General features: G+C 45.7%; 12 protein-coding genes. 8 read left to right on the top strand and 4 right to left on the bottom strand.

Annotation, left to right across the window (positions count from 1 at the left end; all coding sequences use genetic code 11):
- Nucleotides 1-2: 2 nt before the first annotated feature.
- The 3 genes from HY58_RS07880 to HY58_RS07870 all read left to right on the top strand — a co-directional run bounded on the left by HY58_RS07880 (nucleotide 3) and on the right by HY58_RS07870 (nucleotide 2,058).
- Nucleotides 3-404, top strand: a complete 402-nt coding sequence (locus tag HY58_RS07880) for a putative signal transducing protein (RefSeq protein WP_052323942.1) — start codon at nucleotides 3-5, stop codon at nucleotides 402-404.
- Between the two features lie 73 nt (nucleotides 405-477).
- Entirely contained in the window at nucleotides 478-1,296 is an 819-nt protein-coding gene (locus tag HY58_RS07875; RefSeq protein WP_039130276.1) for a sterol desaturase family protein, read from the top strand.
- Nucleotides 1,297-1,338: 42 nt separating this feature from the next.
- The gene (locus HY58_RS07870; protein WP_039130274.1) at nucleotides 1,339-2,058 is read left to right on the top strand and encodes a 3-deoxy-manno-octulosonate cytidylyltransferase; all 720 of its coding nucleotides are present in this window, start codon (nucleotides 1,339-1,341) and stop codon (nucleotides 2,056-2,058) included.
- An 18-nt stretch (nucleotides 2,059-2,076) separates the two neighbouring features.
- Here the strand turns inward: HY58_RS07870 and HY58_RS07865 are convergent, their stop codons facing one another.
- Entirely contained in the window at nucleotides 2,077-2,586 is a 510-nt protein-coding gene (locus HY58_RS07865) for a DUF2480 family protein (RefSeq protein WP_039130271.1), read from the bottom strand.
- A gap of 140 nt (nucleotides 2,587-2,726) precedes the next feature.
- A complete protein-coding gene (locus tag HY58_RS07860; protein WP_039130270.1) occupies nucleotides 2,727-4,841 on the bottom strand; it encodes a SurA N-terminal domain-containing protein in 2,115 nt (704 codons plus the stop codon).
- A gap of 621 nt (nucleotides 4,842-5,462) precedes the next feature.
- Here HY58_RS07860 and nadA point away from each other — a divergent pair.
- Together nadA and HY58_RS07850 are read left to right on the top strand one after the other, a co-directional pair.
- Nucleotides 5,463-6,476 carry a quinolinate synthase NadA gene (nadA, locus tag HY58_RS07855; RefSeq protein ID WP_039130268.1) on the top strand — a complete coding sequence of 338 codons (1,014 nt, stop codon included), beginning with the start codon at nucleotides 5,463-5,465 and terminating at the stop codon, nucleotides 6,474-6,476.
- A gap of 206 nt (nucleotides 6,477-6,682) precedes the next feature.
- Complete coding sequence (locus HY58_RS07850) at nucleotides 6,683-7,825, top strand: DEAD/DEAH box helicase (protein WP_052323941.1); 1,143 nt, start codon at nucleotides 6,683-6,685, stop codon at nucleotides 7,823-7,825.
- 88 nt (nucleotides 7,826-7,913) lie between these two features.
- Here the strand turns inward: HY58_RS07850 and mnmG are convergent, their stop codons facing one another.
- Together mnmG and ybeY are read right to left on the bottom strand one after the other, a co-directional pair.
- Complete coding sequence (gene mnmG / locus HY58_RS07845; RefSeq protein WP_039130266.1) at nucleotides 7,914-9,782, bottom strand: tRNA uridine-5-carboxymethylaminomethyl(34) synthesis enzyme MnmG; 1,869 nt, start codon at nucleotides 9,780-9,782, stop codon at nucleotides 7,914-7,916.
- Nucleotides 9,783-9,944: 162 nt separating this feature from the next.
- Entirely contained in the window at nucleotides 9,945-10,412 is a 468-nt protein-coding gene (ybeY, locus tag HY58_RS07840; protein WP_039130264.1) for an rRNA maturation RNase YbeY, read from the bottom strand.
- Nucleotides 10,413-10,440: 28 nt separating this feature from the next.
- Here ybeY and HY58_RS07835 point away from each other — a divergent pair, with 28 nt between their 5' ends.
- Genes HY58_RS07835 through HY58_RS07825 form a run of 3 tightly spaced genes read left to right on the top strand, consistent with a single transcriptional unit; the run spans nucleotide 10,441 to nucleotide 12,313 of the window.
- Nucleotides 10,441-10,698, top strand: a complete 258-nt coding sequence (locus tag HY58_RS07835) for a FeoA family protein (protein ID WP_253271525.1) — start codon at nucleotides 10,441-10,443, stop codon at nucleotides 10,696-10,698.
- 43 nt (nucleotides 10,699-10,741) lie between these two features.
- Nucleotides 10,742-11,311, top strand: coding sequence for a nicotinate (nicotinamide) nucleotide adenylyltransferase (gene nadD / locus HY58_RS07830; RefSeq protein ID WP_039130262.1), 570 nt, complete (start codon nucleotides 10,742-10,744; stop codon nucleotides 11,309-11,311).
- A 21-nt stretch (nucleotides 11,312-11,332) separates the two neighbouring features.
- Entirely contained in the window at nucleotides 11,333-12,313 is a 981-nt protein-coding gene (locus tag HY58_RS07825; protein ID WP_253271524.1) for a serine hydrolase, read from the top strand.
- Nucleotides 12,314-12,317: the final 4 nt, after the last annotated feature.

Genomic DNA, 12,317 nt, shown 5'->3' with positions numbered 1-12,317 from the left:
AAATGGAATTCCAGCAAGTCAGATCTTACGACAATTATATTGCAGCCAACCTGCAACTGAACCTGCTGAAAGAGCAGGGCATCTCCTGCTACCTGAAAGATGAGATGACCATCACCATTGATCCGTTGCTTAGTCCCGCTATAGGGGGTATGAAACTGATGGTGGCTTCTCCGGAGGCCGATCGCGCCCTTCAGTTGCTGGATGCTGCCGATGAAAACTACCTGCAGAATGTGGCTTGTCCCTCCTGCGGACAAACCGCGCTGGAAAAAATCACCCATGTGGTGAACCCGGCAGGGTTTTGGTCCCAGCTAAAAAATAAGCTGATCAATGGCTCCGTTGTTTCCCTTTCCACACGCTACCAGTGCAAGGCCTGTGGAGCTTCCTGGTCGTCTATCCCGGCATGATTGCGGTCAAGATTACCGGGCTTTAACAACTGGTTTCCGATTCCTTTGCTAAATTACTTTGCTATCTGACAATATGGAAAGATTCATGGCTTACTGGAGTACGATCTCAACTGCCGACCGTGTGATCATACTGATGGGCGGGATGATATTCTTCTGGTTGCTGGAAGGATATTATCCGCTGAAGCGTTTCCGTTTCAACCGCTGGAAACATGCTGGCGTTAACCTCGTCTTCCTCGGGACAACCCTTGTACTTAACCTGATCTTCGGGATCTTCACCATTAAAATCTGCGACCTGGTGGTGGCGAAACAATTTGGCCTCCTTCATTGGATGCAATTACCTCTATGGTCAGAAATATTGATCGGATTGATGATGATGGACCTCTTCGGCCAATACCTTCCGCACTGGCTCATGCACAAAGTCAAGTTCATGTGGAAATTTCATATGGTACATCATAGCGATACAAAAGTGGATGTTACAACCGGCACCCGCCATCACCCCGGTGAATGGGTATTCCGTGAAGCTTCCACCATTATAGGAATCCTCGTTCTGGGAACACCAGTAGGCTTGTATTTTCTTTATCGCGCATGTGCCGCCCTCTTCACACACTTCAACCATGCTAATATCCGCATACCACTGTGGATCGATAAACCCATCAGCTGGATCTTCGTTTCTCCCAATATGCATAAGGCACACCATCATTACCAGCGCCCTCTCACTGACACCAACTATAGTAATATATTTTCATTGTGGGACAGGCTATTCGGAACTTTCGCCTATGTTGATCCCCGTGAGTTGAAATATGGTCTCGATGTTCTGGAAGATAGTTCCGATGAAGATCTCGGCTTCCAGATCAAGATCCCCTTTAACAAGCATATCAAGACCGATTATTAAGCGCGGGCAATCTCTATCTTTGTTTATTTCAAAATCTTTAAGATGGGCAAAACCATTGCAATGATCCCTGCGCGTTATGCCGCTACCCGCTTTCCGGGTAAGCTGATGAAAATGCTGGGCGATAAAACCGTGATCCGCCGCGCCTATGAGAATACACTGGCAACCGGACTCTTTGACGAAGTATCGGTTGTAACTGACAGTGATATTATTTACGATGAGATAAGTAGTATCGGCGGGATGGTTCGACGAAGTACCAAAGAACATGAAAGTGGAAGCGACCGCATTGCCGAGATCATTATTGATATGGACGTTGATATCATCCTGAATGTACAGGGCGACATGCCCTTCGTGAAGAAAGAACCACTCGCTAAACTGCTTGATGTTTTCAGGGATCCGGCTGTGCAGGTGGGCTCCCTGATGCAGGAACTCCATGAAGAAGCATCCATAAATAACCCGAATGTGGTGAAGGTGGTTGTTGATAGAAATATGAACTCCCTCCTTTTCAGCAGGAGCCCCATACCCTATCCCCGAAGTGTTGACCCTCCCATCACCTGGTATGAACATGTTGGCGTTTATGCTTACCGGAAACAGGCGCTGCTGAATTTTACTCAATGGCCGATGACACCGCTTGAAGCCGCCGAAAAAATCGAATGCCTGCGCTACCTCGAATATGGTATCCCCCTAAAAATGGTGGTGACCGGCTATATGGGCGTCAACATAGATACCCCCGAAGATATGGAGCGCGCGCAATTACTCGTCTGACATCCGTCCTGACAGGCGTCAGACGGGTTTTTTAAAAACAGGTACCGTACTGCAAGGCTCTCCATACATGATGGTCTTCGCCACCGGGCGCAACAGGCGGGTGATCTCGAGGTAAGCAAAATCACCAATAGGTGTTTCGCCACATCCCTTGACCACAACTCTTTTGTCTGCAAATTCGGTCGCATCTATAGCGCGAAGATTTCTCAGGAAAAGTTCTTTGTGAAATTCGGCTGCCGTTCCCAGAAAAATATCTCTTGCATAGGCTCCGGCCGCGGCCGCAACCAGCATATAAGCCCAAACAGGAATAATTGCGTCTGCACTGCAGGTAACAGCAAGGTATTTGTCCTTGAACTGGGCCCAGTCATATTGTTTCATAGCCTCGCGAAAATCCTTCTCCTTCAGGATCAATCCCATGAAAAGATGATCCTTCATATCAAACACCGCGATCTCCTGCCTTGGATAATAGTTCTCCAGGTCAAGACTGATCAAACCGCTTTCAGCCACTTTATTCACGATCACTTCGCTCATACTTCTTGTTTTAATATTCTACATCGCGAAGTTACGACAAAACAAAAAAGCGAGCCCATGAGGCCCGCTATCAGGTTAAGTGTCTGACACATGTTCGCAACTTGTTCGAACGTCACCCGAACATGTGTCAGACACCTTTACTACAGGAATTTGGAACGCTGGTCTTTTACCTTAGCCGATTTACGAAGTGCCTCAACAGCGCGGAAACCGGATGCCTGACCCATTTGCTGCATCATCGCCTTGCGCTGCTCATCAGCATTCAGTCCGCCATCTGATACGGCACTGATATTTTCAGTTTTGATAACATAAACAGCAGCATTACCCGAAATGGGTGCAGAAGCCTTGGCCTGATTTGCTTTATTGAAAGCTGCACCAATCACTTTTGGCTCTTGTCCCACATTAGGAATAAAAGGGGATGCGAAACGAACACTATCTGAACGCATCACCATCTGCTGGGTACTGGTAGCCACAGCCTCCAGACTTGAAACGGATCCGATCTTTTTAGTAATAACATCTGCTTTTTTCTTATTGCGTAAAATGAACTCTACCTGTGGTCTTGCTTTGGCAACACTCATCAAACCTTCTTCATTAATTTCAGTTACCATGGCAACCACATACTTATCATCAATGTTGAATGGCTCTGATACCTCACCCACACCCGCCTCATTTACCCAACGAACAAGCTGACGGCTCGATCCAAGTCCGGCAACCATCATATCATTTGGTTTGATATCAGTTGCAGACATTTTAGTGAGTTTGCTTTTTGTAACAGACTCTTCAAATGCTTTTGCTGTGCGGCTTTCACCTGCAAACTGGTTGGCTGCTCCCGATGCTGTATTCTCTGTTTCCACACTCGGCAAAATAGAACGGCTAAGGTATGCAACCTTATAAGCCGGTTCAAAATTCTTCTGGTTGAGTATCTCAATATAATGATACCCGAATTCTGTTTTCACCACTTTTTTATCTCCGGTATTGCCATAAAAGATTGCTTCCGCAAATTCCCTTGCAAGCGTTCCGAATTGTTGCGAACCAAAATCATATTCACCACCCTTATCCCTGCTTCCCTGGTCATCACTCAGCTGGGCAGCAAGCGCAGCAAAACTTGCACCGGCGCGTATTGCCCCTTGTATACTATCGATCTTTACTTTAGCTATGCTGTCTGAAAGTCCGGCCTGAGTACTCACAAGTATATGGCGAACTTTCACACTGTCGGGCATATTGCGCTTTGCTATCATTTTTGCCAGCACCACATTTCCCCCATCTATATATGGACCATAAACAGATCCTTCAGAAAGGGAACGAATAGTATCAGCATTGGGAACCTGCATCTTGGAACGAAGAACATATCCATCATAAACAGGTATCTCACTATTATTCCTAACCAGGAAAGCGGCAGGATCGGTTGCTGTTTCAAATTCGCCTCTCAGGTTGGCAAGTGTTGTAAATACAGCTGCTGAATCAGCAGTGGTAGGAGCCGCACTGAAACTTACATAACTAATGCTGCGACTTGCTTCCTGTTTAAATTCTTCTTTGTGATCATTGAGGTAGGCGCTAATATCCGAATCCGAAACTTTTACTTCGGCCGTACTATCACTTATAGTAGTATATGGTATGGAAACATAACTGATGGCAGCCATCTGGCTATTGTCGGCGATCATTTTTTCACTCATCCACTTTGGAACATAATAGGTGTTGCCAATCAGGGATGCATATTTTTCGCGAAGGCGGGCATCTACGAGTGCAGGCAGATACTGGTTGCTGAAATTTTCCGCCATCGGGTTGTCTTTCTGCGAACGCAGGTTGGCAATGGCAGCCTTTGCAGCATTGGCATCATAGATACCCTGCTCATTAGTGAACTGCTGACGAAGGTCCTGCGGAGGATTAGCACCGAAGAGCATATCATCAAGTTCTTTTGGAGTAACCTTCAAACCCAGTTTCTTATATTCAGTTGAAAGAACATTTTCTTCGATCATCTGGTTCCAAACCTGCTCCTGGATATTCTGACGCATCATTTCGTTAAGGGGATACCCGCTTTGCTGGTATTGTGTCTCAACCTGGCTAATCCGCTTCTGGAATGCTACATAATCAACATCTTTCCCATTAACTGTCCCTATAGTGGTGCTGTTACCACCAAACATTCCACGGCCGCTGCCGCCAACAAATGCGTCCATAAGCAGGAATCCTAATAAACTCAGCGCAATTACAATAAATACCAGCCACGCTGCCTTGTCCCTGATAGTCTGAATGATCGACATGATTCTTCTTAATTAGTATATTATATAGTTATCCAAAAATGAGGAGCGAAAATAAGGAAATTCGCCATATGAACAAATTGTGGAAAAGCGGCTGTAATTCGCTGCATATCTGCATTTCAGGGAAAGCGTCCTAAGCTCGCGGTAGTTCCACGGCTTATACACATGCCAATATAAAAACATAAACTGCCGGCACACTCATTCACAGGCATTCGTTTTGCATTAGCTTGTTTTCTGTGAAACCTGTTTTCACAACGGTTTGTTAATACACCCTCTTTTTAGTGGATAAAGCCACTTTTTCTATTCCGATGCGGGGGAGAATATGCTAACAATTACCAACCAACCCTATTACCCTTCCAACTCGTCTTGACAACAGCCGGTTTATACCCGCTCCATTAACAGGAGGGTATCAAAAATTTTGTACAGTATGTTTTTCATCCACAGCTGTTGACAAGCATATAAAGTTCAATAGCATGGCGGAGTTTTATTGTTTGAATTTTGTGGATTACTGTGGATAAGCTATTACTTTTGGTATAACCAAGTGATTATTATTTTCTTATCCCCATATCCACAGCCCTAATAGTAATAGGTTTATTTTATAAATAATTTATTATAGTATTTATTATGTCAGTTATCAACATTGAAAATGCTAAAACAAATATTGGCCAGGTAGGATTTCTTGATGTTGAAATAGATCCCACAATGGATCTTTTCCACGAGATTGAGCGATTGAAAAAAGAAAAAAATGCAATCGTACTTGCACACTACTACCAGGAACCGGATATCCAGGATGTTGCCGATTATATCGGCGATAGTCTTGGTTTGGCTCAACAGGCGGAAAAAACAACTGCCGATATGATTGTTTTTGCCGGCGTTCACTTCATGGCCGAAACAGCGAAGATCCTCAACCCAACAAAAAAAGTTGTTCTGCCTGACCTGAAAGCAGGATGCTCTCTTGCAGATTCAGCCCCCGCCGATCTCTTCCGCGCTTTCAAAGAGAAACATCCGGATCATGTGGTGATCTCCTACATCAACTGCACCGCCGATATTAAAGCTCTTAGCGATATCATCTGCACCAGCAGTAATGCGCAGAAAATTATTGAGAGTTTACCCGCCGATCAGAAGATCATCTTTGCTCCCGATAAAAACCTCGGTGCCTGGCTGATAAAACAAACGGGGAGGGATATGCTTCTCTGGAACGGTGCCTGCATAGTGCATGAAATATTCAGCCTCGAAAAAATAACACGACTCAAAATAAGACACCCGGAAGCAAAACTGATTGCTCACCCGGAGTGTGAAGACCCTTTATTACGCATTGCGGACTTCATAGGGAGCACAACGCAGCTCCTGAAGTATACACAGCAGGATGATGCCCGATCGTACATTGTAGCCACGGAAACGGGCATTTTGCACCAGATGCAGAAATCAAGTCCAGATAAAACTTTTATTCCCGCTCCTCCCGATAATAGTTGCGCCTGCAATGATTGTCCATACATGAAACTCAACACCCTCGAAAAACTCTATCTCTGCATGGAATATGAAGTTCCTGAGATACTCATGGATGAATCCCTCCGCCTGGCTGCAAAGAAGCCGATCGATCGTATGCTGGAGATCAGCAGGGCGGCTGGACTTATATAAACTTTTCGGTTAGCCCGCGGCGTTAAGAGCCGCGGGTACCCTGTTAAGCTTATTTATAAATTATTTTTTGTAGGTTTGCAATTCTTAACATCGCTCCCGCTGTATCGCGAAACTCCTCCTTCGCATCTTTTGGTTCGTATGTAAGGCGGGTAAAGTAACATCCCAACTGTTAGCCTTACCGATTTATTAATTAAAATATTTTTGTCTTGAATTTTTCGCAATTAGCGGTCATAGAGCCCGTTTTAAAGGCTTTGACCGATGCTGGTTATACCCAGCCAACCCCTATCCAGGAGAAAGCTATCCCCGTCGTATTGAAACGTAAGGATCTCCTCGCCTGTGCCCAAACCGGCACCGGTAAAACAGCAGGTTTTGCAATCCCCGTTCTGCAGCTTCTGCTGGAGGACAAACAATCAGGAAAGAATTTTCGCGGTATCCAGGTGCTTGTACTCACTCCAACACGTGAACTCGCCATCCAGGTGGAAGAAAGTTTCCGAAATTATGGAAAATACCTAGGTTTCAGCAGCATGACCGTTTTCGGTGGTGTTTCACAGGTTCCACAGGTAGAAGCACTCCGCCGGGGTGTGGATATCCTTATTGCAACGCCAGGTCGTTTACTCGACCTTATAACGCAAAGGATTATTTCGCTTGAGCATCTCCGTTACTTCATTCTTGATGAGGCCGATCGTATGCTTGATATGGGCTTTATTCATGATGTTCGTAAAGTGATAAAAGTTATTCCACGGCATAGGCAAACCCTTTTCTTTTCGGCTACCATGCCAAAAGAGATCAGGCAGCTCGCAGATACTATCCTCACATCTCCCGAAAGCATTGCAGTTGATCCGGTTTCATCAACCGCCGACCTCATCATGCAGAAAGTTTTCCATGTTGAAAAAGACGATAAACGTGACCTGCTGATCAAGGTGATAGAAACAGAAAAGATACCTTCAGTTCTGGTTTTCACCCGTACAAAGTATGGAGCCGATAAAGTTGCCAAACACCTTTTAAGGTCTGGTATATCAGCTGCGGCTATCCATGGTGATAAATCACAGGGGGCACGCCAACAGGCACTTAATAATTTCAAGGAAGGCAGGATCCGTGCACTGGTTGCTACGGATATTGCTGCCCGTGGAATTGATATTGATTCCCTTGCATATGTTATCAATTTTGAAGTACCTAATATACCAGAATCCTATGTACATCGCATAGGCCGTACCGGTAGAGCGGGTGCAAGTGGAACTGCCTATTCTTTCTGCGACAGGGAAGAAAAAGCGTATATACGTGATATTGAGAAACTAATAGGTAAAAAGATACCCGTTCAACAGGCCGATCGTTCGCGCGTGATGGCATAATCTGTAGAACCAAGTAAAGCGGGCAGATCGAAAGACAGGAAACAGGAGATAATATCAAGTGATCCGGACTTTCTTTCTGTTCGTTTTTTTATCTTCCCATATACACCATCAGGATCTGTACATCACTGGGATTGATCCCGCTGATACGGCTTGCCTGGCCTAGTGTACGTGGACGGATCTTCTTAAGTTTTTCCCTTGCTTCATTGCTGATAGCAGCCACGCGAGTATAATCAAATGCATCAGGAATTTCCAATGATTCCATCTGGTTCATTCTTTCTACCAGCTCCTTTTCTTTTCCGATATATACATCGTATTTAAGTTGTACTTCGGCCTGTTCCAAAGCATCAGTTCGCTGGCCTTCCATAGCAGCGGCCAGGCGGGGAATGGATTTTATCATTTCCGTCAACCCTATATTTGGACGGAGAAGTAATTGGGATGCCCGCTGTTTTTGGGTGAGTGCAGCCGACTGGTTCCATTCGAGAAAGGCATTTGCTTCTTCAGGTTCTACAGCAAATTCCAGCAAGATCTTTTTAACGGCTTCCGTACCTTCTCTTTTGGCAATGACCCCATCCATTCTTTCCTGGGAGGCCAGACCCAAGCGGTAACTCATTTCTGTGAGGCGTAGGTCGGCATTGTCCTGCCTTAAGAGTGTACGGAACTCTGCCCTGCTCGTAAACATGCGGTAAGGTTCTTCTGTGCCCTTGCTGATCAGGTCATCTACCAGTACACCAATATATGCATCACTTCTCTTGAGAATGAAAGGAGCTTCTTCCCTCGATTTCAGGTGCGCATTCATTCCAGCTACGAGTCCCTGGCAGGCCGCTTCTTCATATCCGGTGGTGCCGTTTATTTGTCCCGCAAAAAACAGATTTGAAATCCTTTTGGTCTCCAGTGTATAAGTAAGTTGTGTTGGGGGGAAGAAATCATATTCGATGGCATAACCCGGGCGGAACATACGGGCGTTCTCAAATCCGGGTATAGAAGTTAGTGCCTTGTATTGTACATCTTCCGGAAGGGAGGTGGAAAATCCATTTACATAGATCTCAACCGTATTCCAACCTTCCGGTTCTACAAAGATCTGGTGCCTTTCACGATCGGCAAAACGATTGATCTTGTCCTCAATACTGGGACAATACCGTGGACCTACCCCTTCGATCCTGCCCGTAAACATAGGACTCCTGTCAAAACCCGTCTTCAGGAGTTCATGGGTTTTGTTATTCGTATAGGTAATATGGCAGCTTCGCTGTTGGGAGGGTTTAATGGTGTCTACATCCAGGTAAGAGAAGCCCACTATTGTATCATCCCCGGGCTGCTCTTCCATTCGTGAATAATCCAGGCTCCTGCCATCAATCCGTGGAGGAGTACCTGTTTTGAGACGATCTGCTTCAAAGCCAAGCTCAACCAATTGTTCTGTTATGCCGGTAGCTGCTTTCTCTGCTACCCTCCCGCCACCAAATGTTTTCTCGCCAATATGAATCACACCATTCAGAAAAGTTCCACTGGTAACGACTACTGCCCGGGAGGTAATTTCGTGTCCTAATCCCGTTATTACCCCTTGAGCCCTGCCATCACGAATAATAAGTCCCTTCACCATATCCTGGTAAAAATCAACATTACGGGTCTGTTCCAGCATTTCCCGCCATGTAGAGGCAAATAACATCCGGTCGTTCTGGGAGCGGGGACTCCACATTGCCGGTCCCTTTGAGCGATTCAACATCCTGAACTGGATCATGCTCTTATCGCTCACAATTCCGGAATACCCCCCTAGAGCGTCGATCTCCCGCACAATCTGGCCCTTGGCAATACCACCCATGGCCGGATTACAGCTCATCTGGGCAATGGTCTGCATATTCATGGTTACTAATAATACCTTACTACCCATGTTTGCCGCAGCCGCAGCCGCTTCACAGCCGGCATGACCAGCACCCACCACAATAACATCGTAAACTGGAAACATCCAAAAGATTTAAGCTGCAAAGGTAGGGAATGGTCAGCGTTACCTCTATTGATTAAAATAACAACCTCTATCACTAATGTTACCTCTTACCTCCTACCTCTTACCCTTCGGGGGTTCCACGTGAAACATTCCTAACTCGAACTAAGAACCAAATCTTACTTCTTACCTCTTGCTTGATCGGGTTTCACGTGGAACATCCATATATTCCTTCAAACACTCTTCCTCCTTCTTCCTCATTAAAGCCGCATCTTTAGCGGATTTATCCTTATACCCACAGAGATGGAGGGCTCCATGAAAAATTACCCTATGTAATTCCCTTTGGAAGGATTCATTATGGGTTCGTGCATTTTCTTTTACCCGGTCGATACTGATATAAATCTCTGCTGTAGTAGGTTCCCCGGGTGCTGAAAGGTCAAAACTGATGATATCGGTATAATAGTCGTGTTTAAGATGGGTGCGGTTTATCTCCAGCAGGTATTCGTCACTACAAAAAATATAACTAATTGACTCCAATGGTTGTTTCTCTTTACGGAAGAGTTGTTGGATGAAGGCCTTGCAATCAAGGCGACGGGTAAAGCGGAAATCGCTTACCAGGTAATGAAACTGAATAATATCGGTAGCTTTGTCCATTCTTTCCAAAAATCGTAAAACATTTCCAATGGCAGAGCATAGTTTTGAAGCAGTTATGATGAAACGATTGTCTGATATAGGAGTTGGTCGCACGGTGATCATCAAAAGCTTTGAGAATAATGATATTTTCCTGAAACTAATGGAAATGGGCTGTGTACCCGGGGAAAGAGTGAGGGTTGAACAAAAGGCCCCACTGGGTGACCCTATCGCTATTACGGTATCGGGTTATAACCTGAGCCTGCGGTTAGATGAAGCCCGGAATATATTCGTAGAAGAGGTCGCCTGACCTCTTTTTTTGTGCCTTTCGCGGAGCCTTGTTATATTGTCGTATGAAAATTGGTCTCTATTTCGGCTCCTTTAATCCCATCCATACCGGTCACTGTATCATTGCCAATCATATGGCAACCAATACCGACCTGCAGCAGGTATGGCTGGTGGTGTCACCCCAGAATCCCTTTAAGCCATCGGCTGGATTGCTCAATGAATACCACCGCTTACATCTTGTCCAGAAGGCAATTGATGGGGTGGAGTGCCTGAAAGCTTCCGATATTGAATTCCACCTTCCCCGCCCCTCCTACACCATTGATACCCTGACCTACCTGGCAGAAAAATTCCCCCAGCACCAATTTGCCGTGGTAATGGGAAGTGATGGACTTCAAAATTTACACAAATGGAAGAATGCCAGCACCCTTATGGCGGAAGTGGAATTCTATGTGTATCCCCGCCCCGGATTTTCGGTCAATACAGACCTTCCTGCCCGAATACACCATGTGCAGGCACCCATGCTCGATATCTCAGCAACCGCAATAAGGCAACAGATTAAGAGCCGTAAGGATATCCGCTTCCTGGTACCGGAGCCAGTGAGAGAAGAAATTGAAAAGAATGGATACTATAGATAAACGATTGCAAATCAACCGTAAATGAGAATAACGATGAGTAAACGATTAAAAACAGGCTGCTATTCTCCTGCCCTTAAGGTGATTATCCTCCATTTGATTCTGCTTGGGATCATTCTCCCGAATGGCGCTGCGGCACAGGTGGACCGGAAATTGCAGAAAGCCATTGAATCATTGGTTGAGGGTTTCAAGGGTACTGTCGGTATCTATGTAAAACATCTTCCATCAGGAAGGAGCGCCCAAATAAACGCCGATACCCTTTTCCCCACCGCAAGTATGGTCAAGATCCCGATCATGATCGGCATAATGGATAAGATCCACAAAAATGAGCTGCAATACCACCAACCCCTTGTTTATAATGACTCCCTCCTCTATGCAGGAGAAGATATCCTTGGCTCCTTCAAATCAGGAGAACCTATACAACTTGCCAAAGTCCTGATGCTAATGATGACAACCAGTGATAATACCGCAAGCCTTTGGCTTCAATCAATGGCAGGAACCGGAACCCGTATCAACCAACTCTTAGACTCAATGGGCTATTCCGCCACAAGGGTAAACTCCCGCACTGAAGGCCGGCGGGGGCACTGGGAGCAATACGGGTGGGGACAAACCAGCCCCCGGGAAATGGTCCGGCTCCTGGAACAGATTTATCAGCGCAAAATGATCAACGATACCCTTTCAGAACGAATGCTCCGGCTTATGGGAAGAAATTACTGGGATGAAGAAGCCATATCCATGATTCCACCCGAAATCTTTGTTGCGTCAAAAAATGGCGCAGTTGATGCTTCCCGCAGCATAACCATGCTGGTAATGGCTCCTCATGGTCCCTACCTCTTTTCTGTCATTACAAAAAACCAACCCGATACCAGCTGGAAATCAGACAACGAGGGCTGGGTGATGGAACGTAAACTTTCCTCTCTGCTCTGGAAACATTTCGAGCCACGTTCAAAATGGAAACCACTTATGGACGTAAAAGGTAATCCCGCCGAAGTGAGGAATGATTGATGCA

It is taken from the genome of Flavihumibacter sp. ZG627 (genome assembly GCF_000814325.1).
Taxonomy (GTDB): Bacteria; Bacteroidota; Bacteroidia; order Chitinophagales; family Chitinophagaceae; genus Flavihumibacter.
Note: the sequence above shows the minus strand (reverse complement) of the source record. Positions and strands in the feature narration are given on the sequence as shown.

Bases quoted from the DNA above. Each gene is read 5' to 3' on its own strand.
- ybeY (WP_039130264.1), bottom strand. From the start codon at position 10,412: ATGGACAAAGCTACCGATATTATTCAGTTTCATTACCTGGTAAGCGAT.
- HY58_RS07865 (WP_039130271.1), bottom strand. From the start codon at position 2,586: ATGAGCGAAGTGATCGTGAATAAAGTGGCTGAAAGCGGTTTGATCAGT.
- mnmG (WP_039130266.1), bottom strand. From the start codon at position 9,782: ATGTTTCCAGTTTACGATGTTATTGTGGTGGGTGCTGGTCATGCCGGC.
- HY58_RS07835 (WP_253271525.1), top strand. From the start codon at position 10,441: ATGGCAGAGCATAGTTTTGAAGCAGTTATGATGAAACGATTGTCTGAT.
- HY58_RS07875 (WP_039130276.1), top strand. From the start codon at position 478: ATGGAAAGATTCATGGCTTACTGGAGTACGATCTCAACTGCCGACCGT.
- HY58_RS07870 (WP_039130274.1), top strand. From the start codon at position 1,339: ATGGGCAAAACCATTGCAATGATCCCTGCGCGTTATGCCGCTACCCGC.
- HY58_RS07825 (WP_253271524.1), top strand. From the start codon at position 11,333: ATGAGAATAACGATGAGTAAACGATTAAAAACAGGCTGCTATTCTCCT.
- HY58_RS07860 (WP_039130270.1), bottom strand. From the start codon at position 4,841: ATGTCGATCATTCAGACTATCAGGGACAAGGCAGCGTGGCTGGTATTT.
- nadD (WP_039130262.1), top strand. From the start codon at position 10,742: ATGAAAATTGGTCTCTATTTCGGCTCCTTTAATCCCATCCATACCGGT.
- nadA (WP_039130268.1), top strand. From the start codon at position 5,463: ATGTCAGTTATCAACATTGAAAATGCTAAAACAAATATTGGCCAGGTA.
- HY58_RS07880 (WP_052323942.1), top strand. From the start codon at position 3: ATGGAATTCCAGCAAGTCAGATCTTACGACAATTATATTGCAGCCAAC.